Source organism: Rhizobium redzepovicii, from assembly GCF_019793435.1.
Taxonomy (GTDB): domain Bacteria; phylum Pseudomonadota; class Alphaproteobacteria; order Rhizobiales; family Rhizobiaceae; genus Rhizobium; species Rhizobium redzepovicii.
Genome location: NZ_JAILYH010000011.1, coordinates 69,657 through 91,367, shown reverse-complemented (window position 1 = coordinate 91,367; position 21,711 = coordinate 69,657). Strand labels below are relative to the sequence as shown.

General features: G+C 61.1%; 16 protein-coding genes. 10 read left to right on the top strand and 6 right to left on the bottom strand.

Going from position 1 to position 21,711, the window contains the following annotated elements; translation table 11 throughout:
• Positions 1-9 precede the first annotated feature (9 nt).
• From K6N12_RS18750 to K6N12_RS18720, 7 genes are all read left to right on the top strand, one after another.
• Complete coding sequence (locus tag K6N12_RS18750; RefSeq protein ID WP_097628270.1) at positions 10-1,284, top strand: YeaH/YhbH family protein; 1,275 nt, start codon at positions 10-12, stop codon at positions 1,282-1,284.
• Positions 1,281-2,831 carry a SpoVR family protein gene (locus K6N12_RS18745; protein WP_097628271.1) on the top strand — a complete coding sequence of 517 codons (1,551 nt, stop codon included), beginning with the start codon at positions 1,281-1,283 and terminating at the stop codon, positions 2,829-2,831. The genes K6N12_RS18750 and K6N12_RS18745 overlap by 4 nt, the downstream gene beginning before the upstream one ends.
• Before the next feature lie 169 nt (positions 2,832-3,000).
• Entirely contained in the window at positions 3,001-3,909 is a 909-nt protein-coding gene (locus K6N12_RS18740; protein ID WP_097628272.1) for an adenylate/guanylate cyclase domain-containing protein, read from the top strand.
• A 266-nt stretch (positions 3,910-4,175) separates the two neighbouring features.
• Complete coding sequence (locus K6N12_RS18735; protein ID WP_097628273.1) at positions 4,176-5,408, top strand: efflux RND transporter periplasmic adaptor subunit; 1,233 nt, start codon at positions 4,176-4,178, stop codon at positions 5,406-5,408.
• Positions 5,405-8,560: an efflux RND transporter permease subunit gene (locus tag K6N12_RS18730; protein ID WP_097628274.1), complete on the top strand. Its 3,156-nt coding sequence runs from the start codon at positions 5,405-5,407 to the stop codon at positions 8,558-8,560. The genes K6N12_RS18735 and K6N12_RS18730 overlap by 4 nt, the downstream gene beginning before the upstream one ends.
• Positions 8,561-8,835: 275 nt before the next feature.
• Complete coding sequence (locus K6N12_RS18725; RefSeq protein ID WP_097628275.1) at positions 8,836-9,834, top strand: flagellin N-terminal helical domain-containing protein; 999 nt, start codon at positions 8,836-8,838, stop codon at positions 9,832-9,834.
• 247 nt (positions 9,835-10,081) lie between these two features.
• Positions 10,082-10,747, top strand: a complete 666-nt coding sequence (locus K6N12_RS18720; RefSeq protein WP_003593423.1) for a YiaD family glycine zipper/OmpA-like lipoprotein — start codon at positions 10,082-10,084, stop codon at positions 10,745-10,747.
• A gap of 50 nt (positions 10,748-10,797) precedes the next feature.
• Here the strand turns inward: K6N12_RS18720 and K6N12_RS18715 are convergent, their stop codons facing one another.
• A complete protein-coding gene (locus K6N12_RS18715) occupies positions 10,798-11,205 on the bottom strand; it encodes a DUF2000 family protein (RefSeq protein WP_097628276.1) in 408 nt (135 codons plus the stop codon).
• Positions 11,206-11,245: 40 nt separating this feature from the next.
• On the opposite strand from K6N12_RS18715, the gene K6N12_RS18710 reads away from it, so the two are divergent.
• Positions 11,246-12,133: an AraC family transcriptional regulator gene (locus K6N12_RS18710; RefSeq protein WP_097628277.1), complete on the top strand. Its 888-nt coding sequence runs from the start codon at positions 11,246-11,248 to the stop codon at positions 12,131-12,133.
• Between the two features lie 267 nt (positions 12,134-12,400).
• On the opposite strand, the gene K6N12_RS18705 is transcribed toward K6N12_RS18710, so the two are convergent.
• From K6N12_RS18705 to K6N12_RS18685, 5 genes are all read right to left on the bottom strand, one after another.
• Complete coding sequence (locus K6N12_RS18705; RefSeq protein ID WP_183777642.1) at positions 12,401-13,366, bottom strand: nucleoside hydrolase; 966 nt, start codon at positions 13,364-13,366, stop codon at positions 12,401-12,403.
• Between the two features lie 324 nt (positions 13,367-13,690).
• Positions 13,691-14,692: a glycine betaine ABC transporter substrate-binding protein gene (locus tag K6N12_RS18700; protein WP_097628279.1), complete on the bottom strand. Its 1,002-nt coding sequence runs from the start codon at positions 14,690-14,692 to the stop codon at positions 13,691-13,693.
• Positions 14,693-14,970: 278 nt separating this feature from the next.
• On the bottom strand, positions 14,971-15,921 hold the full coding sequence (locus K6N12_RS35005) for a LysR substrate-binding domain-containing protein (protein WP_097628280.1): 951 nt from the start codon (positions 15,919-15,921) through the stop codon (positions 14,971-14,973).
• Between the two features lie 700 nt (positions 15,922-16,621).
• The gene (locus K6N12_RS18690; RefSeq protein ID WP_097628318.1) at positions 16,622-17,716 is read right to left on the bottom strand and encodes an AbrB family transcriptional regulator; all 1,095 of its coding nucleotides are present in this window, start codon (positions 17,714-17,716) and stop codon (positions 16,622-16,624) included.
• 253 nt (positions 17,717-17,969) lie between these two features.
• A complete protein-coding gene (locus K6N12_RS18685; protein WP_097628281.1) occupies positions 17,970-18,872 on the bottom strand; it encodes a LysR family transcriptional regulator in 903 nt (300 codons plus the stop codon).
• A 92-nt stretch (positions 18,873-18,964) separates the two neighbouring features.
• Here K6N12_RS18685 and K6N12_RS18680 point away from each other — a divergent pair, with 92 nt between their 5' ends.
• Both K6N12_RS18680 and K6N12_RS18675 read left to right on the top strand, forming a co-directional pair.
• Positions 18,965-19,999 carry an aldo/keto reductase gene (locus tag K6N12_RS18680; RefSeq protein ID WP_097628282.1) on the top strand — a complete coding sequence of 345 codons (1,035 nt, stop codon included), beginning with the start codon at positions 18,965-18,967 and terminating at the stop codon, positions 19,997-19,999.
• A gap of 240 nt (positions 20,000-20,239) precedes the next feature.
• Entirely contained in the window at positions 20,240-21,652 is a 1,413-nt protein-coding gene (locus K6N12_RS18675; RefSeq protein WP_097628283.1) for an FAD-binding oxidoreductase, read from the top strand.
• Positions 21,653-21,711: the final 59 nt, after the last annotated feature.

Genomic DNA, 21,711 nt, shown 5'->3' with positions numbered 1-21,711 from the left:
GGAGCCACCATGCACATTGTCGACCGTCGGCTAAATCCGCGCGGTAAAAGTCTGGAAAATCGGCAACGGTTTCTTCGGCGCATGAAAGGCGCCGTGCAGCAGGCGGTCAAACGTTCTCTGCAAAACCGCAACATCCGCGATGTACTCGACGGCGGGGAGATCAGCCTGCCGATCGACGGAATGGCCGAACCGAGCCTTCGCAAAGGCGAGGGCGGCACCGCCGATCACATCCTGCCGGGAAACAGAGCGTTCGTCGAAGGCGATATCATTCCGCGCCCGCCGGGCGGCAGGGGTGGCAAGCCAAAAGATGCGGGCGAGGGCGATGGTGAGGACGGTTTCCGTTTCGTGCTGACGCGCGAGGAATTCCTCGACGTATTCCTCGACGACCTGGAACTGCCCGATCTTGCCAAACGGCGTCTAGCCGAAACCGAAGAGGAAACGCCGCTGCGGGCCGGCTATTCCGTGTCCGGATCGCCGTCCAACATTGCCGTTGGCCGCACGACGCGGCTAGCGATGATGCGCCGCGTCGCGCTTCACCGGCCGCGCCGCGAAGAGATCGAAGCGCTGCAGCGGCAGATCGTAGAATGCGAAGACGACGAGAGCCGCCTAGCGCTCGAGGCGAAACTCAAATCCCTCACGGAAAAAAGCCGCCGCATTCCCTATATCGATCCGCTGGATGTACGGTACCGCCGTTTCGAGAACGAGCCGAAACCCGTGGCCAAAGCGGTGATGTTCTGCCTTATGGACGTCTCCGGCTCGATGTCGGAACACATGAAGGACCTTGCGAAACGGTTCTACCTGTTGCTCTATCTCTTCCTGTCGAAGCGCTACAAGAAGGTCGAGATCGTCTTCATCCGCCATACCGACAAGGCCGAGGAAGTCGACGAGGAAACCTTCTTCTATGGTCCGGCGACCGGCGGCACGCTGGTTTCCAGCGCCCTTGCGGCCATGCGCGGCATCATCGCGGCGCGTTTCGATCCGGCAGAGTGGAACATCTATGGCGCCCAGGCCTCGGACGGCGACAACGCCCATTCGGACGGAAACCTGAGCGGGCAGCTGCTGCGCGAGATTTTGCCGCTGTGCCAGTATTTCGCCTATATCGAAGTCGGCGAAGAAGGCGGTGACTCTTCGGTATCGCGTTCACCGCTATGGATGCTCTATGACGGGATCCGCTCCGAGCTGCTGCCGCTTTCGATGCGCAAGGTCTGCCGGCGAAGCGAAATATTCCCGGTTTTCCACGATCTCTTCCAGAAGCGTGACGCACAGTCGAGGGTGACGCCATGAATACGACGATGAGGCCAAGAGAGCGGCTGTTGTTCGAGGGGGCCGACTGGGACTTTTCGACGCTCCAGCGCATCCACGACGCCTGCGAGGAAATCGCGCTCGGCGAACTCGGCCTCGACGTCTATCCGAACCAGATCGAAGTCATCACCTCGGAGCAGATGCTCGATGCCTACTCCTCGACCGGCATGCCGCTGTTTTACCGCCACTGGTCGTTCGGCAAACACTTCGCGCATCACGAAGCCTTCTACCGCCGCGGTATGCGCGACCTCGCCTATGAGATCGTCATCAACAGCTCTCCCTGCATCTCCTATCTGATGGAGGAGAATACGGCGACGATGCAAACGCTCGTCACCGCGCACGCGGCTTTCGGCCACAATCATTTCTTCAAGAACAACTATCTCTTCAAGCTTTGGACCGATGCGGAAGGGATCCTCGATTACCTCGATTTCGCCAAAGGTTATATCACCCGCTGCGAAGAGCGTTACGGCGAGACGGCCGTCGAGCGGACGCTCGATGCGGCGCATGCGCTGATGTCGCACGGGGTGCATCGCTATGCGGGCAAGACCACCATCGACCTTCGCCAGGAGGAGAAGCGGCAGCAGGAGCGCCGTGCCCACGAGGAGCAGATGTTCAACGATCTGTGGCGTACGGTTCCGGTCGGCAAGGCCAAGAAGACGAGCGACGGCGGCTTGGAAAAGCGCCGCGCTGCACTGGGTCTTCCGCAGGACAACATCCTCTATTTTCTTGAGAAAACTGCGCCGCGGCTGCAGCCTTGGCAGCGTGAGATCCTTCGCATCGTCCGCCATGTCGCCCAATATTTCCATCCCCAGCGGCAGACCAAGGTGATGAATGAGGGGACTGCGACCTTCGTCCATTACCAGATCATGAACCGGCTTCACGAGCGGGGGCAGATCAGCGACGGAAACTTTCTCGAATTCTTGAAGTCGCACTCCAACGTCGTGTTCCAGCCGAGCTACGATGATCGCCGGTTCTCGGGCTTCAACCCCTATGCGCTCGGTTTTGCGATGATGCAGGATATCGAGAGGATCGTCACGAAGCCGGCGGACGAAGACCGCGCATGGTTTCCCGATATCGCCGGCCGCGGCGATGCGATGTCTGTCCTGCGCGACATCTGGGCCAATTACCGGGACGAGAGTTTCATCAGTCAATTCCTCAGCCCGAACCTGATCCGCCAGTTGCGGCTGTTCCACCTCTACGACGATCCGGAACAGACCGAGGGTGTGCTGGTTTCGGCGATCCACAATGAGCGCGGATATCTGCGCATCCGCCGCCAGCTTTCCCGCGAATACGATATCGGCTGGACCGATCCGGCAATCGATATCGTCGATGTCGACCTCGCGGGTGACCGCCGCCTGCTGCTGCAACATATCATGATGAGCGGCAGCTATCTCCAGGAAGCCGACACGAGGGCTGTCCTGCAGCACCTCGCCGATCTCTGGGGCTACGACGTGTTGCTTCAGGAAATCGATAGTTCGAACAGCGTGGCGAGAGAGCACACGGCGAGCCCGCGCAAGATCGTTCAATGATCATCGATCTTTCTCCAGGCCGTGCTTGTTACCATCGATAGTGTGCAATTATCGATGGTAACGAAGACAAAGGCTTAGTAACTTACCGCCGCTGCAATCGCCCATCACTCACCCACATTCCACGTTTGCAGCGACCTTGCGGGAGCAGACAGCGCGGAGACGAGAGACCATGAGTGAAACGCGGCGCAAGCTGACGACGATCTTCTGTGCTGACGTGCAGGACTATACCAGGCTGATGGGGGCCGACGAGGAAGGGACTCTTGCGGCGCTGAAGCGTTGCCGCGAAGCGATGGGACGCCTGATCGAAAGCCATGGCGGCCGTGTCGTCAACACCTGGGGCGACGGGCTGATCGCCGATTTCCCAAGCGTGGTCGAGGCGGTGCGCGCCGCCGTCGATACCCAGAACGAACTTGCTGGTTTCAACGCCCGTCGCCCGGAAGACGGACGTATGCTGTTCCGCATCGGTATCAATCTCGGCGATGTGATCGTCGAAGACGACGACATCTACGGCGACGGCGTCAATATCGCCGCACGGCTGCAGGCTTCGGCTTCGGCCGGCGGCATCGTCATCTCAAGCACCGTCTACGACCAAGTCCGCAACAAGGTCGCGGTCGGTTTTGAGTTTCTCGGGCCGCTGATGGTGAAGAATGTCGATGAAGGCGTGCCGAGCTACGCGGTGAAGATCGGCGATGCCAAGGATGAGACGCCGCCGGCTCGACGACCAGGCCCCCCGCGGCCGCAGCCCGCGGCTCAAATTACCGAAGCAAGCCCGGTAACTGGGCGACGCAGGCTGTTCGCTGTGCTCGGGGTCATCGCGGCTGTACTGATCGGCATCAATCTTTTATCGTGGCAGGGCGTTTTCTGGGCGCGCTTTCCGGTGCTTGCGCTCGCCGTCGTCGCGGCGTTTGCCTGGAATCGCAATCAGACCCTGTTCAACCGGAAGATCACCTCGCTGGCGATCGTGGCGCTCGGCATTGCCGGCATCAACCTCTTCACCTGGACGGGACAGTTCTGGGCGGTGTGGCCGATATTGGGAATTGCGGCCGTCATGGGCTTGCGATGGTCGATGAGGCGGTAGACATTTAGGCCGCATCGGCAGAGATTTTGCATGGCGCCTTGGCCGCCAATCGGCGGTGTTGAAGACACGGCGAGTGTTCGTTCAAGCAAAAGTGAGCGGCCGGGTTATTTCCATTCTTTGCTGATATTACAAATCGGTAATGCCGGCTGCTTATGCTTGCCGGTACGCTGTAAACGCGCGATATTGTCGCATCAGACGGGACCGTCATCCCGCAGCGCCTCTTTCGACCGAGCCTGGTCCAACCTCGAGTCCCTCCGGAGACGTGAATGGCCTTTTGGAAGCAGTTTATACTTTCGCTCATCGTTATTGTTGCCGGCTTTGCCGCGTGGGTTTTCTTTGTCCCGGGCGCCGGCGATATGATGCGAGATGCGGGTATTCCAGACGGCATCGTTTCCAGGATCGCGCCGAAGGCCGAGCAGACGGCGGTTGCCGACGCTCCCGCCCGGTCGCAAGGCCAGCAACGTGGCGAGGGTCAAGGCCAGGGACAGGGGAGCCAGGGACAGGGCGAGAACCGCCGCAATGGCGGCGGGCGCAACGGCGCTATTCTCGTCGCGACGCAGGCGGTCGTCCAGGGTGTCGTCAACGACCGGCTGAACGCCATCGGGACGGGTGACGCGATCCGCTCGGTCGCGGTCACGCCGCAGGCATCGGGGACGATCCGTGAAATCCTCATCAAGTCGGGCGACAGGGTGAAGGCCGGCCAGGTGCTCGCCAAGCTCGACAGCGAGGAGCAGGTGATTGCCCGCGGTCAGGCTGACGTTGCGGTCAAGGCCGCCGTCGAGAAATCCAATCTCTATCACAACATCAAGTCCAGCGTGTCGCGCATGGACGTGTTCGATTCCGAGATCGCCGAGCAGGGCGCCCGGCTGCAGCTGCAGGCCGCCGAGCTCAATCTCGCACGGCGCAACATTGTTGCGCCGATCGACGGTATCGTCGGCATCGTGCCGGTCAATATCGGCGACAATGTCACGACGAGCATCCCGATCGTCACACTCGACGACCGTTCGGAAATCCTCGTCGACTTCTGGGTGCCTGAGCGCTTTGCCAACACGGTGTCGGTCGGCCAGCCGGTCGAGGCGATGTCGGTCGCAAAACCTGGGCAGGTGTTTTCCGGGGAAGTCGAAGCTGTCGACAACCGCATCGATGCGGCGAGCCGCACGCTACGCCTGCGCGCCCGGATCGACAACTCTTCCGACGAGCTGCGCGCCGGCATGTCCTTCAGTGTCAGCATGAAATTCCCCGGTGACAAATATCCGGCGGTCGATCCGCAGTCCGTGCAGTGGGATTCGCAGGGGTCGTTCGTGTGGCTGGTCAACGACGACAAGTCGCATAAGGTGCGGGTCAGCGTCGTGCAGCGCAACCCGGATTTCGTGCTCGTCAAAGCCGATCTCAAGGACGGCGACAAGATCGTGACGCAAGGCCTGCAGCGCGTGCGTGAGGGCGGGGCGGTGCGCGTTTCCGCTGACGTGGCCTCGAATGGTGAGGTCGCCACGCAATGAGTGTGACCGAGATTCATCAGGACAGGGCCTCGGGCAAGCAGAGCTTCACCGCGCTTTTCGTCCGCCGGCCGATCCTGGCACTGGTATTCAATACGCTGATGGTCGTCGCCGGCCTTGCCGCTTACGTCGGCGTCGAGGTGCGCGAACTGCCGGATGTCGATCGTCCCGTCGTCACTGTGCGCACGACCTTCGACGGCGCATCGCCGCAGACGATCGATCAAGAACTGACCAAGGTGATCGAGGGCGCGGTCGCGCGCGTCAGCGGCCTGAAATCGATCTCGTCCACCTCTTCCTTCGGCCAGAGCCGGGTGACACTCGAATTCTCGGATGCGATCGATCTTGCGGTCGCTGCCAACGACGTGCGCGACGCGATCGGCCGCATCACCCAGAACCTGCCTGATGAGGCGGATGCACCGCAGATCGTCAAGGCGGATTCGGATTCCTCGGCGATCATGCGCCTTGCCGTCACCTCCACCAAGCTCAATATGGACGATCTGACGCAGCTCGTCGAAAACGAGGTGATCGATCGCCTTGCCTCCGTTGATGGCGTCGCCGACGTCGAGGAATATGGCGATCAGGAGAAGGTCTTCCGCGTCGATGTCGACCAGGGCGCTTTGGCGAGCCGCGGGCTGACCATCGGCGACTTGACCAAAGCGCTCGACAATGCCGCACTCGACGTGCCGGCGGGATCGCTGAAGAGCAGTACCCAGGATATCGTGGTGCGCGCCACCGCCAATCTGCAGACGCCGGCGGATTTTTCCAGCGTCATGCTGCAGGATCGCGTCCGGCTCGGCGACGTCGCGACGGTGACGCTCGGGCCGCGCGACGGGGAAACCGCGCTGCGATCGAACGGCAAGCCGGGCATCGGCCTCGGCATCATCCGCCAGGCGCAATCCAACACGCTGAACATCTCGACCGGCATCAAGGCCGCCGTCGAGCAATTGTCGAAGACGCTGCCCGAGGGCACGACGATCGCGATCACCAGCGACGACGCCGTCTTCATCCAGGGCGCGATCCACGAAGTGGTGCTGGCGCTGCTGCTCGCCGCCGTCATCGTTACCGCCGTCATCTATCTCTTCCTGCGCGACTGGCGAGCGACGCTGATCCCGGCGGTCAGCATGCCGGTGGCGCTGATCGGCACGCTGGCGGCGATCTACATGGTCGGTTTCTCGATCAACATCCTGACGCTGCTGGCGATCGTGCTGGCGACCGGCCTCGTCGTCGACGATGCGATCGTGGTGCTCGAAAACATCGTGCGGCGGCGAGCCGAAGGCATGGGGCCGCGGGCGGCTGCAGTGCTTGGAACGCGTGAGGTGTTCTTCGCTGTTGTTGCGACGACCGCGACGCTCGCAGCGGTGTTCATCCCGCTCTCCTTCCTGCCGGGACAGGTCGGTGGCCTCTTTCGTGAATTCGGCTTCGTGCTCGCCTTCTCCGTCGGCCTGTCGTCGATCGTGGCGCTGACGCTCTGCCCGATGCTGGCCTCGCGCATGCTGACGAAGCCGATGATCGAGGATCACGGTGCGCTCGGCCGTCTCGGCGGAGCGCTTGCCCGCCTCTATAAATGGGCGCTGCACGGCTGCCTCAACGCGCCCTTCGTCGTTATCCTGTTTTCGGTGATCTTTGCCGGTGCGGCGCTCGTCGCCTTCTCGACGGTCAAGAGTGAGCTGACGCCCGAAGAGGACCGGTCGATGGTGATGATGCGGCTGACGACGCCGCAGGGATCGAGCCTCGAATATACCCGCGACAAGATGCAGCTCGTCGAGGAATATCTGCAGCCGCTGGTCGACAGCGGCGACATTCGCAACGTCTTCTCGATTTCCGGCCAGGGCGGTTCGCTGAATAGCGGCTTCATGGTGCTGACGCTTGCCCCCTGGGGAGAGCGCCAGAGGACGCAGGCGGAGATCGTCGGCGATATCAACCAAGCGGCCTCCAGGGTGCCGGCGCTACGCGGCAATGCTATCTCATCGAACAGCCTGCGCATCCGCGGCGCAGGCAGCGGCGTGCAGATGGCGCTGATCGGCAATGATCACGAGGCGCTGACGGCGGCCGCCGCCAAGCTGGTGCAGGCGCTCGACGCCACCGGCCAATATGATACGCCGCGCCTGACCAACGAACCGAGCCAGGCGCAGGTGTCGGTGGCGATCGACCGCGAGCGTGCCTCCGATCTCGGCATCGACATTACGGGGCTTTCGACGGCGATCCAGTCGCTGCTCGAAGGGCGTTCGGTGGTCGACGTGTTTGTCGACGGCGAGTCTTATCCCGTGCTTTTGACTTCGACGACGCGGCCGATCGACGATCCGACTGACCTTGAAAACGTGTTCCTGAAAACCGGCGACGGTAAGATCGTGCCGATGTCGGTCATCGCCACGATGAAGGAAGGTTCTGTTGCGCCGCAGCTCAACCGCGAGCAGCAGCTCGCCTCCGTCGCGATCACCGCCGGCCTGAAGAATGGCATGTCGCTCGGCGACGCGGTCAAGCAGGTAACCGAGCTTGCGCAGCCGCTGCTGCCGGCAGGTGCACGCCTGCTGCCGCTTGCCGAAGCCGCGACGCTGGAGGAGAATTCAAGCGGTATGGCGCTGACCTTCGGTTTCGCCATCGTCATCATCTTCCTGGTGCTGGCAGCGCAGTTCGAAAGCGTGCTGTCCTCGCTGATCATCATGTCGACGGTGCCGCTCGGCCTTGCCTGCGCCGTCTTCGCGCTCATCATCACCGGCTCCAGCCTCAATATCTACAGCCAGATCGGCCTGGTGCTGTTGGTCGGCGTCATGGCGAAGAACGGCATTCTGATCGTCGAATTCGCCAATCAGCTGCGCGACCGGGGCCAGGATGTGCGCTCGTCGATCGAAAAGGCCTGCGCGTTGCGCCTTCGCCCTGTGATGATGACGATGATCGCCACCATCCTCGGCGGCGTGCCGCTGGTTTTTGCTCATGGTGCCGGCGCCGAAGCGCGCGTGGCACTCGGCTGGGTGATCGTCGGCGGTCTCGGCTTCGCGACGCTGGTGACGCTGTTCATCACCCCGGTCGCTTATCTGCTGCTTGCCCGCTTCGGCAAGCCACACGCTCATGAGGAAGCGCGGCTTCACGAGGAGATGGCGGTCGCCACGCGGCCACGCGCCGTGCCGGATGATGAGCAGTTGCAGGCCGCCGAATAGACTTATTTCCGAATTGACCTCGCCGCCGGATCGCCATTCGGCGGCGTTTCTTATGGTGTATGAAACCTTGCGAAATAAGATAAATTACTTCTGAAGTTTAGCCGTTTGTTAAGCATAAACGGCAATGATCGTGACCAGCAACCGGCTGGTCTTCTTCGTTTCTTGAAGGCTGCATCGCGCTGGAGTTTCCAGCGCCCCCGGACATGAATGTCCGCGCGGCAACGGTTCATTCTTGTGCAGTTTGCGTTTTGTTTGCGTTTTGGAGTTTAGTTCCCGTGAGTATTTATCAGCGCGTCTCCGTGGACGCGGCGCTTCATGTGCTGCGCGATATCAATCGGAATATGACGGTCACGCAAAACCACATCACGACCGGCATGCGTGTCGCAAAAGCCGCAGATAATGGTGCCTATTGGTCGGTCGCCACCACCGCGCGCACCGACAACAAGGCTGTTTCGGCGATCCAGGATGCGCTCGGCATGGCGGCGGCGACGATGGGCACAGCCTATACCGGCGTCGAGAACGTCATCGACGTCGTCTCCGAGATCAAGGCCAAGCTGGTTGCCGCGACCGAAGACGGCGTCGACAAGAACAAGGTCAACGAAGAGATCAAACAGCTGCAGGAGCAACTGCGCAGCGTTTCGGAATCGGCGACCTTCAACAGCGACAATTGGGTGATCCTCAACAATGACGCGACACCGACGCAGCCGCGCCAGATCCCGGCCTCCTTCATCCGCAATGCGGACGGGACGGTCTCGGTCGGTATGCTGAGCTATCATATCGACAACACGCCGGTGGGAGCGACGAGCTCCAAGGACGCGCGCTATTTGATCGACGACCGCGCCACCGGTTCTGGCGAATACGGTGTGCTGACATCGGCCTATTTCGCCACCGAGCTCGGCGCCTCGCAGAATTATGTGCTGATGGAAAGCAAGAACGGCACCACTACCGGGCAAGTGGTGATCTCGCTTTCGGACGCCACGACGCAGGGACAGATCGGCGAAATGATCAGTGTCGTCGATGCCGCGCTGACGCAGTTGACGACTGTCGGTTCGGCCTTCGGCGCGCTGGAGAAACGCATCAACCTGCAGAACGATTTCGCCTCGAAACTGCACGACAATAACACCGCCGGAATCGGCCGGCTCGTCGATGCCGATATGGAGGAAGAGTCAAGCAAGCTCAAAGCGTTGCAGACGCAGCAGCAGCTCGGTCTGCAATCGCTGAACATCGCCAATGCGACTTATGATACGGTCAGGCAGTTGTTCCAGAATTTCTAAGGTTGTGAGCCGCCACCCGCCCTCGTGGTTCAAGACGGCCTTTGGGCCTCTTCACCATGAGGGCTGATCGTCGTGCCTGCTGCCTATAGGCTTGGTCGATCCATTAAAACTGTTGGTATCAGCGCATTCCCGCAACATGGCTCCTATTTCGGGGCCTGAAATTCCCCTATGACGAGAGCATCTTCATTTTCTTGCCGCAATCCTTGCCATTTGCTCGCATCAGCTTCGAACGGAGACCATCCTGTCCATGATCAAGAAATTCGTACTTTTGGCTGTCGCAGCAAGTTATCTCACTGCCTGCACGACGACCGATCCCTATACGGGTGAACAGAAGGTTTCCAATACGGCGGGTGGCGCGGCGCTTGGCGCGCTTGGCGGTGCTCTTGTCGGCGTGGCTGTCGGCGGCGGCGGCCACGGCAAGCGCAACGCAGCGCTGATCGGCGCCGGTGTCGGCGCGCTCGCCGGCGGCGCGATCGGCAATTACATGGATCAGCAGGAATCCGAGCTTCGCGCCCAGCTCGAAGGCACCGGCATTTCGGTTACCCGCAACGGCGACAACATCATCCTCAACATGCCGTCGAACATCACCTTCGACGTCGACCAGGATGCGGTGAAGCCGGGCTTCTATCCGACGCTGAATTCGGTGGCGATCGTGCTGCGCAAGTTCAATCGCACGCTGATCGACGTCAACGGCCATACGGATTCGACCGGCAGCCTGCAGCACAATCAGGACCTGTCGCAGCGCCGCGCTCTTTCGGTCGCCGATTATCTCGGCGGCCAGGGCATCGATCAGCGCCGCGTGTCGGCTGTTGGTTTCGGCCCATCCCAGCCCGTCGCCTCCAACGCCAGCGAGGCCGGCCGCGCCCAGAACCGCCGCGTCGAGATCCAGATCGCGCCGATCACGCAGGGCTGAGCAGGATTTTCCCATCTCTGAAGCGGCCGGGCGGTGCCCGGCCGTTTTTGTCATTGCTGCATCGTCGCGCCCTTAGTGATCTTGTCGACGATCTTCTTTTCGGCCCGTACTGCGATGCCGACCACCTTGGCGTCGTCGGGCGTAAATTCGGCGAAGACGGCCCGGTTGGCGGCGTCATGGCCGGTCGCAAACATCTCCTCGATGAAGAGAGAGGCGGTGACCTCACGGTCCAGCGCGCGACGATGGATGGCTGACATCGTCGTCTCGTCGGCGGAGAGCACGATGATCGGTTGGATCGACAGCGGATTATAGAGATTGCCGGCGCGGTCCTTGTAGGGCTCGCCGATGATTTCGGGATGCCCGCCGGCGATGCCGGTCATCAGGAAGGCGGTAACGTTCAGCTTCTGCCAGCCAGCAAGATTGTTTCGCAGGACGACGGCAATTTTGGTATCAAACATCGGACAGTCTTTCACCTCGGGTTATGGAGTATCGGGCGCGTTGAGCCAGGATCTACATCCGCAGGCCTTCGAAGGTCTTGAACGTTTGTGCGCGGGACCATCCGGCAACGCCATCCTGGCGGCCCCTGCCTTTCCCGGTATCGAGCGTATCGAGGCGCAGTTTTTAGGCAATGCCTTCGAGCCGCATCGACACGACACCTATGCGCTCGGCGTGACACTGAAGGGCGTGCAGACTTTCGGCTATCGCGGCGCGCGGCGCTTCAGCCTGCCGGGCCAGGTGATCGTGCTGCATCCCGATGAGGAGCATGATGGCGGGGCGGGGACCGAGGACGGGCTGCAGTATCGCATGCTTTACCTCGAACCGTCGCTGCTGCTCGAATGCCTGGAGGCCGATGGCGTCGGCCTGCCTTTCGTCAGAGAACCTGTTATCGGCGATCCAGCGCTGGCTGGCGTGCTGCTTGGCGCGCTCGGCGAACTCGACCGCGAGTTGGACGAGCTATTCGTCGACGACTTTGTCTCGAGGGTGACGGGCGGGCTGTCCAAGCATGCGCTGATGCCACGCCGGCCGCTCGGCAGCGTCGCCTGGCGGCAGGCCCGAGCGGCGCGGGATTATCTCGAGGCGCATGCGTCCCGAGCGGTACGCTCAGGCGAGTTGGAAGCGGTCACGGGGCTCGACCGTTTCGCGCTGTCGCGGCATTTCCGGGCGGCCTTTGCCACCAGCCCGCACCGCTATCTGCTGATGCGGCGGCTGCAGCAGGCCCGGGCGATGATCGGCGCAGGAGAGGGAATTTCCGACACGGCGGCAGCGACCGGCTTTGCCGACCAGAGCCATCTCAACCGGCATTTCAAGAAGGCCTACGGAATGACGCCCGGCCAGTGGGCCGCGTTGGCATATAACCCCGGAAGTCGAGGGCGATTTATGCGCTAGTCTGCCGTGCTCGGCGGCACGCAGCGGCCGCGGCAACCCGCTCGAAACCACGATCGAAGCGGCGCGGGCCGGCGCCACCGTCGGTGAAATATCGGACGCCATGCTGCGCGAGGCCTTCGGCGATCATGCCGCGACGCCCGAGGTCATCGCGGGCGTCTATGGCGAGCCTATCAGGGCGAGGTAGAGCTCTTAGAAAGCTACAAGGCGCACGGGCCAGCTCTTGAACAGTCGGTTCGTGGCGCTTCAACGTGCGCCACCGGGTAACATTCATCGACCATCACCAATCCGGGACAATGAGCGCCTCCCGGTTTCTTCAAGAGCTTGGGCTAACAGTCCGTAGAAGGTGTCGTTATCGGCCGCTGTCAACCAAAACGCATTGGCCGCGCGCCCGGTCACGCCGTTCATGTCGACGATCGTTTGGCCATGAGTCAGACCCCGGGTAGTATCGATCTCGACATTTACGTCTTTGCCGACAAACATCTCGGGGGCGAGAAGCCAGGCAATGACAGCGGGATCGTGGACGGGCCGAGGCTTCCCAAGCTTTATGTAATTCTCATAAAGGGTCAATAAGCCCTTCAAGCGAGGGGTGATCGCGTTGTTCGCAGACGTCAACCGGTTGAGTTCCCGCTCAGTCAATAGCAGCTTCGATGTGATGTCGAGCGAAACCACAGTCTTCGGTACGGGCGCGGCGAAGACCCGCGCCGCTGCATATGCGTCCACGAAAACGTTGAACTCGGCTACGGCGTTCATATTCCCGCCCTGTGACGCTCCGGCCATAAGAACGAGGCCATGCAACCTGCCAGCTATTTCGGGGCATTTTGCGATCGCCAAGGCAACGTTAGTCAGTGGCCCGAGCGCACAAATCGTGATGGTGCCCGGTGGGTGGGAATTCACGGTGTCGATTATCCAGTCAGCGGCAAACTCCGGCCGGGGATGCGTTGTCGAAGTGGGCAAATCCCATCCTTCGGTTATCGCCGCACCATGCAACGCCTCTGCGGTGACCAGCCCCCCGAGAATTGGAGCAGCGGCCCCCACAAACACCGGGACGTCTTCGCGTCCAGCCAGCCTCAGCACCTTCAGCGCATTTGCGGCAGTTGCCCTGACACCAATGTTTCCGCAAACCGCGGTGATGCCCAAGACCTCCAGTAACTCATTGTTGGCAAGAGCCATGAGGATTGCCAAGGCGTCATCTTGCCCTGGGTCAGTGTCGATAATGATGGACTGCTTGGACATCGGGGATTGCTGCAATTCTTATTGGAAATCGTTCTGCGCAAATCGCTACGCAGACGCCGTAGGGATCATGGTAGCGATCAACTGGCGAAATGAGACGCTGCCGACCACCGTGCCAGAGTGGTCAACGACATCGGCAAACTCAACATTGGAGGTCGAAATGCGTAAAAGAGTAGGGCCTTTGGTTGGTGTGGCGCCGGATTCCGTCCGGCAAACCGAGGCGAAGCCTTGGCGCGTCCGATCTCGAGGAGCCTCAAATCCAATGGCTTGCGTAAGACGGGCCACCGAGCGTGGTTGGTGACCCGCAGGTTCCTTACATAACCGCTGCTAGAGCGCAGCCTTGACTTTCTCGGCGACCTCCGGCGCAAGCCAGGTCGTCCAAACGCCCTGGTTTTCCTTGAGGAAATGGAGCGCGGCATCCTCACCCTTGGCCTGGTTCTCGTTCATCCACGCCAAGACCTTGTTGATCGCGGTAGCGCTCAGTTGGCGCTTCTTCAGGTATTCGACAACCTCGGCGTTTTGATCCAAGAACGGCTTTGCCACGAGCGTCTTGATGTTGTCGGACGCAGTCCACGAGTTCGGCTTTGGATCAGTGCATTCCGCATTTGTGGTGCAACGTTTCCATTCTGAGGGATCGTGTTGGACTCCCAGGTCCACTTTGACCATGTCGTAACGGCCGAGAAGTCCTGTCGGGGACCAGTAATAGGCGATGATGCCTTCCTTCCGCTCGTACGCACGCGATATCGCGCTATCGAGGCCTGCGAGCGAACCCGGATCGATCAGGTCGAATTTATGTTCGGCCATTTTATTGGCCTTATACAGTTGCGCGGTGATGATCGTCGCGCCCCAGCCCGGTGCGCCATTGTAAATCGCGCCGTGATCGGGGTTCTCCGGACTTGCGAAAAGCTCAGGGTGCTGGAGAACGCCCGCGAGGCTGGCGAGGGCGGCGTCCTTCTCTACCATGTACTTGGGCACCCACAGCCCCTGATTCCCGGCGTCGGACAAGGGATCGGATACGGCTACGATTTTACCGTTGTCCACGCCGTCCTTATACAGCGCGGGAACAACATCCACCGCGCCTTCGGGAATGATGTCCGGCTGCCCTTTCTCGATCATGGAGGTAATACCTGGGACAGTGTCGCCTGCCACCAAATTGGCATTGCAGCCGAAACCATTGTTGAGAATAAACCTGTCCATCGCGGCAAGGAATTCCGCCGACATCGAACTCATGTCGGCAATAGTCACGTCGCCACATTCCGCGCTTTGAGCTTGCTGAGAGGCGAAGACGCCCATCAGACTCACCACCGCGATACCTAAGAACCTATTCATTTTTCCTCCACGGGATAGACAAAGTGACGCTGATAAAGGAGCCTGAGCGGAAGCCTATCGCTATTAATACTTGGACAGGTTGAGCGGACATTCACCGCCATGGAAGTCAAAATACTCTCCCGCACCGCGTTCTGACCCCTCTTGAAGTATTGATTTGCGGGGCTCAAATAACTAGCGACCAATTATCTATCACCGGAATGTCCGCTCGTATCGCGCAAAAAAATCAACGGGAGTTAACGTAGCCGCACGAACTCCGTCAGGGCCTCATGGGTCATTTCCTAGCTGTGTACGGACCGTTTGGCTTGATCACAAAGCCAAGACTTAAACCTTCGGGCTGGATCGGAGAGCGGCTTCCGATCACTCCACGCTACACAAAAGCCGATCGGATCAGTCAACGACAGGTCCGAAAATCGAACGAGCTTTCCCTGATCGATCAAGGGTCGGACCATGGCGTCCCACCCGAGTGCGAGGCCCTGGTTGGCCTCGGCGGCGGCCAACAAGACAGTGTACTTGGCAAACCTTGGCCCTCTGAGACCATGGCAGGTTATTGACTTGGCTTGAAAAAAGTCTTGCCAGCGTGGCCAGTTCGGACTTGTCCACTCAAGGTGAAGCAGGGGAAGTTGCCACATGGAGGAGACTTCGAAGTCGTTGTGCTGGCCGGCGAAACCTGCTCCGCAAACCGGATATATGATGTCATCGTAAAGTGGCTCGCTCTTTTCGTTGGGCCAAGCTCCGTTAGCGGGCCGAATGAACAAATCTACTTCCGCATTTCGATAATCACCAACCCTATCCGGTATAGAGTAGTTTATGGTAATTCTAGGGAATATGCTTGTAAACTGATGTATTCTTGGCATTAACCAAAGTATGGCGAACGCTTCTGTGCATGCCAATGTTACGCTTTCCTCCGGTTCGTCTGTCGTTATTGTCCGGATTGTCTCAGACCATCTTGAAAAACTCGAGGAGATTTCCGCGAAAAGATCGTGAGCTGCGGCCGTTAGCTGCACACCGTCCTTGGCGCGAATGAAAAGCTTTATCCCCAATTCGTCTTCAAGCGCCTTTATCTGGCGGCTGATTGCACTCTTCGTTACATTCATCTCGTCGGCAGCTCGACTGAAGCTCGCGTGTCGGGCAGTGGCTTCGAAGACTGCCAAGCTCGTAAGTGGTGGCAGGCCGTAATATTTCCTGACGATCGTCGCTATCCTTCTGATTGCGTTCTGATTTCCGGACATTGGGATGATACTGCTTTTTTCCGGAATTGTGTAGCAAACGCTACTACAGAAAGGATGGCTATCTGCTTGCGACCGGATGCTTCCTTCGAACTTCCGATTTTACCTGACACTGCGGACGCCTCGTCATGGATGGTGTGAGACGGCGATGATCGATTTCGAACCCAAGGTGTGCAGCATTACCTTTGATACCCACGAGGCGCCGCTCGACGCGTGCATTTCGGGACTCGGTATCGGCCAAGCAAGCCCTGAGTTGCGCGTCGGACAGCTCGTCGTAATCTGCCCTCATCTGAACCCGATCGTGGGGGGTCTACGAAATAGCCGGCGCGCCGACTCACCGCGACAACGATATTCAACAGATGGCTGATGGAGCTGAGGTTCCAGGCGTTGCCACCTCGCGGCGATGGCTGAAGGGGCTGCCGCCTGGTTGGAGAGTCGTGGTGTCCGACATGAAAGTCGGACACCACTCCATGTTAGGCATTGTCAGCTTGTGAATAGCCGGAAATGCCCTTGAGCTGCTTGTCCGTATGCAGAAGCGACCCCAAGAAGACCACGCGGATCAGAGTGTGCCTTCGCCTTCGCCCTTGCCGCCTACAACATCATCCGCCTTGCCCTCGATCAGCGCATATCCACCGGCAATCCGGTTAAAAATCAAACCCACCGCCATGCTATACGGTAACGCAAAACGATTTTCAGCAGCCTGCTAGGTAGGATTTTCCGCAAGGCCGGAGCGGCGGGCGATGAAGCGGGCGAGCGTGGGGCCGATCAGCAGAATGACCAGGAAACGGCCGGTCTGCATCGCCATCACGAAGGGCACGTCGACATCGCTGGAGGCGGCGATGATGGCGACGGAATCGGCGCCGCCGGGGCTGGTGGCGAGATAAGCCGTCAGCGGATCGATGCCGGCGAAGATATGAAGGGCTGCCGCCATGCAGCCGCAGAGCGCCATCAGCAGCACAATGCAGGCCGACACCCGCGGCAGAGCGCGGGCTACGTGCTCAAGGATCGGGCGGGTGAAACGCAGGCCGATGCTCCAGCCGACGAGCGCATAGGCGATGGCGAGCAGCCACATCGGCAGCTCGATCTTCAAGAGGCCGACACCCTGCAGGAAGGCGCCGAGAAAGAGCGGCACGATGATCATGCCGCCCTGGATTTGCAGGCGGCGCACGCCATAGGCGCAAAAGCCGGCAAAGGCGATGGTCGCCATAAAGGCCGGCCAATCGACTGCGGGGAAGAGGATGAGCGGCGGCGGCTCACCGCCGTCAGCCGCCACCCAGAGGCGCGAGATCACCGAGGCCCCGACGGCGACGAAGACGACACGCAGATACTGCATGAAGGCGACGAGGCGGGCATCGGCGCCATAGGCCTCCGACATGATCACCATGGCGGAGGCGGCACCCGGCGAGGAGCCCCAGACGGCGGTTGTTCCCGGCAGCACCTGCCAGCGCGTCAGAAGCCAGCCGAGGCCGGTGGCGATGGCGATGACGGAGAAGACGAACAGCAGGAAGAGCGGCGCGTCCTTCGCCATGGCGCCGAGAATATCAGGGGTGATGGTGCGCGCCATCATGAGGCCGACAAGAACCTGGCCGAACTGCAGCGGCCAGAGCGGCACGCGAAGCTTTCCCTTGCCGACCGTCAGCGCCAGCAGGATGGCCGCGACCATCGGCCCGATCAGCAGCGAGGCCGGTAGGACGAAGAGTTCGAGGAAGACGACGAGAGCGGTGGAGAGCGCCAGCAGCAGCGCCCATTTCGGCAGGCCGGCATCGCGCAGCAGGCGGCGTGCGTCGCTTAATGGCATGATCCCCATATCTTTCCCGGCCGGTGCCAAGCCCTGAGGCTGAAGATGGGAGGAGGCTCCGGCATGACGAAGAGAGGCCGGCTGCAAGGACCGGCTGGCGCGGGTCCGGTATAGGTGGGCGCGAGGCGCACGGTCAATTGCGAAATCTGGCGTCTCGCCGCCCCGGGATGCCAAACCGATTCATCCGGCCGCTTCAAGTTATTGTTTTTTCATATCATCGCTAGATGTTGCCGAACGGTTTGGACGGGATTTATCAAAGATGCACATGGCCGACGAGAAAATCGAGCAGGGCGCGCACGCGCGCCGGCAGCGGGCCGCCCTGGCCCATGTAGAGGGCGTAGAATTCTTCGAGATCGCCGGGATTGGCCTCATCGAGCACCGGCATCAAGCGTCCGGCATCGATGTCGGCGCGCACGGTGAAGGCGGCAAGACGGGCGAGGCCGGCGCCCGATAAAGCGAGGTGGCGCATGGCTTCGCCGTCTCCCACCTGGACGCCGGGGGTGATCGGGATTGTTATCGTTTCGCCGTCCTCGCGTAGCCGCCAGCCCTCGACGGCGCGGGCATAGGAAAAGCCGATGCGGCAATGGCGGCGGAGATCGGCGACCCTGCGCGGCTCGCCGTGGCGCCTGAGATAATCCGGCGAGGCGACGATGATCTTGCCTGTGGCGCCGAGCTTGCGGGCGATCAGGCTTGAACTCTTCAAGGGGCCGGCGCGGATCGCGACATCGGCGCGCTCCTCCATCAGGTCGACGATCCTGTCGGTATGGGAGATATCCAGCGCCACGGCGGGATGAAGCGCCATGAAGGCCGGCACCAGCGGCGCCAGCACATGATTGCCGAAGGAGCCGCTGGTGTTGATGCGAATGCGGCCCGAAGCCAGTTCGCCTGATGATGCCTGGCGCTCGGCCTCGGCGATATCGGCAAGGATGGCGACGCTGCGCTCGTAGAAGGCACAACCCTCCGGCGTCAGCTGCAGCTTTCGCGTCGAGCGATTGACAAGACGGGCGCCGAGGCGTGACTCCAGCCGGGCGACGAGTTTGCTGACGGCCGACGGCGTCATGCGCCGGGCGAGGGCGGCCGCGGTAAAGCCGCCGCGCTCGACGACGCTGACGAAGACCTCCATTTCGCCGGAGCGGTTGATGTCCTGACGGCTCATGATGAATTTAAGTCACAGATGATTTGCTAATAGGCAATCTATATCACCAGGCGGCCGAGGTCTATCTCAGTGGAAACAAAGGAGACAGATCCATGGACTACAGAAATCTCGGTGCATCCGGGCTCAGAGTGCCTGTGTTGAGCTTTGGCGCCGGCACATTCGGGGGCAGCGGCCCGCTGTTCGGCGCCTGGGGCAATACCGAGGCGGACGAGGCGCGGCGGCTCGTCGACATCTGCCTCGAAGCCGGCGTCAATCTCTTCGACACCGCCGACGTCTATTCGGCCGGCGCTTCCGAGGAGGTGCTTGGCCAGGCGATCCGCGGCCGACGCGACGCCGTGCTGATCTCGACGAAGACAGCGCTGCCGGTGGGCGAGGGGCCGCAGGACTGGGGAACGTCGCGGGCGCGGCTGATCCGTGCCACCGAGGCTGCGCTCAGCCGGCTCGGGACCGACTATATCGACCTCCTGCAACTGCACGCCTTCGATGCCTCGACGCCGGTCGAGGAGGTGCTGTCGACGCTCGACGGGCTCGTTTCCTCAGGCAAGATCCGCTATATCGGCGTTTCGAATTTTGCCGGCTGGGAGCTGATCAAGTCGCTCGCCGCTGCCGAGCGCCACGGCCATCCGCGTTACGTCGCCCATCAGGTCTATTATTCGCTGGCCGGGCGCGATTACGAATGGGAGCTGATGCCACTTGGCGCCAACCAGGGCGTCGGCGCCCTCGTCTGGAGCCCGCTCGCCTGGGGACGGCTGACCGGCAAGATCCGCCGCGGCCAGCCGCTGCCCAGGGAGAGTCGGCTGCACGAGACGGCGCAATATGGCCCGCCCGTCGACGACGAGAAGCTATTCGACATCGTCGAGGTCCTGGATGCCATCGCAACGGAAACCGGCAAGACGGTGCCGCAGATCGCCATCAATTGGCTGCTTGGGCGACCGACGGTATCGAGCGTCATCATCGGCGCCCGCAACGAGGAACAGCTCAGGCAAAACCTCGGCGCGGTCGGCTGGAGCCTGTCGAAGGAGCAAATCGCAAAGCTCGACGCCGTCAGCGCTGTAACAGCGCCCTATCCCTATTTTCCCTACCGGCGGCAAGAGGGTTTCGCGCGGCTCAATCCGCCGATCGTCTGAGCATGTCGCGCAAAAGTGTGCAACGCGTTTGCGACTATGACGTGCGGAAAACAAAGGGCTAAGGCGCCAAGAGCGAATCTGAAAGATCGTGACGCGCTTAAGGCGGCGGACCGGCGTATAACAAAAAGGGAATGAGATCTTCTCCCAATCTTAACTGGACAGCCGCTTTGACTTGCCGCATACCCAGCCTGACCCCATGGGACACGACATGCCCCGTGGAATGGCAGGGAGATCAAAGGGATGGCGTTGAAGGACGCGAAGGCCGGTACACGCAACGAGGCGGGGATATCAGCTGTGCTCGGCATTCTCAAGCAGAGCTTCGGCGAGCGCTTCCAGACCGGCCAGTCCTTCCGCGAACAGCATGCCCACACGACCACCTATATCCCGCCGCAGCTGCCGGATGGTGTGCTCTTTGCCGAGAGCGCCGAAGACGTGAAGGCGGCGGTCAGGGCGTGTGCGGCCCACAAGGTGCCGGTGATCGGTTTCGGCGTCGGGACCTCGCTGGAGGGCCAGGTCAATGCCGCCAATGGCGGTATTTCGATCGATTTCAGCCGTATGAACCAGGTGCTCGAGGTCAATCCCGAGGATCTCGACTGCACTGTGGAGCCGGGTGTGACGCGCGAGGCGCTGAACATCCATCTGCGCGATACCGGCCTGTTCTTCCCGATCGATCCCGGCGCCAATGCCTCGATCGGCGGCATGGCCTCGACCCGGGCGTCCGGCACCAATGCCGTGCGCTATGGGACGATGAAGGACAATGTGATTGCCGTCACCGCCGTCACCGCCAATGGCGAGGAAATCCGCACGGCCCGGCGCGCCCGCAAATCTTCCGCCGGCTACGACCTGACGCGGCTCTTCGTCGGCGCCGAGGGCACGCTTGGCATCCTGACCTCGGTGACGCTGCGCCTGCAGGCGATCCCGCAGAAGATCGCCGGCGGCGCCTGCGCCTTTCCGAGCGTCAAGGCCGCTTGCGACGCCGTCATCATGACGATCCAGATGGGCATCCCGGTGGCGCGCATCGAGCTGCTCGATACGGTGCAGATGCGGGCCTGCAATGCCTATTCCAAGCTTTCCTATGCCGAAAGCCCAACGCTCTTCCTCGAATTTCACGGCACCGACGAGACGGTGCCGCTGCAATCGTCAGCCTTTGGCGAGATCGCGGCGGAATGCGGCGGGGGCGAGTTCCTGTGGACCGCCAATGCCGAGGAGCGGACCAAGCTCTGGAAGGCGCGCCACGATGCCTACTGGTCGGCAAGGGCGCTGGCGCCCGGGCTTGCCGCACTTTCGACGGATGTTTGTGTTCCGATATCGCGGCTTGCCGATTGTGTTTCCGAAACGCAGGCCGATATCGAGGCCCAGGGGCTGCTCGGCCCGATCGTCGGCCATGCCGGCGACGGGAACTTTCATGTGCTGCTGTTGTTCGATGACAAAAGCGCCGAAGACATCGCCAAGGCCGAGAGCTTCGTGCAGCGGCTCAATCGGCGAGCGCTCGACATGGACGGGACATGCACCGGCGAACACGGGATCGGGCAAGGCAAGATGGCATTCCTCGAACAAGAGCTGGGGGGCACGGTGGATCTGATGCGACAGGTGAAAAAGGCGCTCGATCCGGACAATATCTTCAATCCCGGCAAGATTTTCCACCAGAGCTGAAAACGGAATATTCTCATGAACTTGGGCCTTGCCCCCGGCATGAATAGCGCTAGTGTCGG

Coding starts and splice junctions, on each gene's coding strand:
- K6N12_RS18750 (WP_097628270.1), top strand. CDS start 10: ATGCACATTGTCGACCGTCGGCTAAATCCGCGCGGTAAAAGTCTGGAA.
- K6N12_RS18745 (WP_097628271.1), top strand. CDS start 1,281: ATGAATACGACGATGAGGCCAAGAGAGCGGCTGTTGTTCGAGGGGGCC.
- K6N12_RS18740 (WP_097628272.1), top strand. CDS start 3,001: ATGAGTGAAACGCGGCGCAAGCTGACGACGATCTTCTGTGCTGACGTG.
- K6N12_RS18735 (WP_097628273.1), top strand. CDS start 4,176: ATGGCCTTTTGGAAGCAGTTTATACTTTCGCTCATCGTTATTGTTGCC.
- K6N12_RS18730 (WP_097628274.1), top strand. CDS start 5,405: ATGAGTGTGACCGAGATTCATCAGGACAGGGCCTCGGGCAAGCAGAGC.
- K6N12_RS18720 (WP_003593423.1), top strand. CDS start 10,082: ATGATCAAGAAATTCGTACTTTTGGCTGTCGCAGCAAGTTATCTCACT.
- K6N12_RS18715 (WP_097628276.1), bottom strand. CDS start 11,205: ATGTTTGATACCAAAATTGCCGTCGTCCTGCGAAACAATCTTGCTGGC.
- K6N12_RS18705 (WP_183777642.1), bottom strand. CDS start 13,366: ATGTCCAAGCAGTCCATCATTATCGACACTGACCCAGGGCAAGATGAC.
- K6N12_RS18700 (WP_097628279.1), bottom strand. CDS start 14,692: ATGAATAGGTTCTTAGGTATCGCGGTGGTGAGTCTGATGGGCGTCTTC.
- K6N12_RS35005 (WP_097628280.1), bottom strand. CDS start 15,921: ATGTCCGGAAATCAGAACGCAATCAGAAGGATAGCGACGATCGTCAGG.
- K6N12_RS18690 (WP_097628318.1), bottom strand. CDS start 17,716: ATGCCATTAAGCGACGCACGCCGCCTGCTGCGCGATGCCGGCCTGCCG.
- K6N12_RS18685 (WP_097628281.1), bottom strand. CDS start 18,872: ATGAGCCGTCAGGACATCAACCGCTCCGGCGAAATGGAGGTCTTCGTC.
- K6N12_RS18680 (WP_097628282.1), top strand. CDS start 18,965: ATGGACTACAGAAATCTCGGTGCATCCGGGCTCAGAGTGCCTGTGTTG.
- K6N12_RS18675 (WP_097628283.1), top strand. CDS start 20,240: ATGGCGTTGAAGGACGCGAAGGCCGGTACACGCAACGAGGCGGGGATA.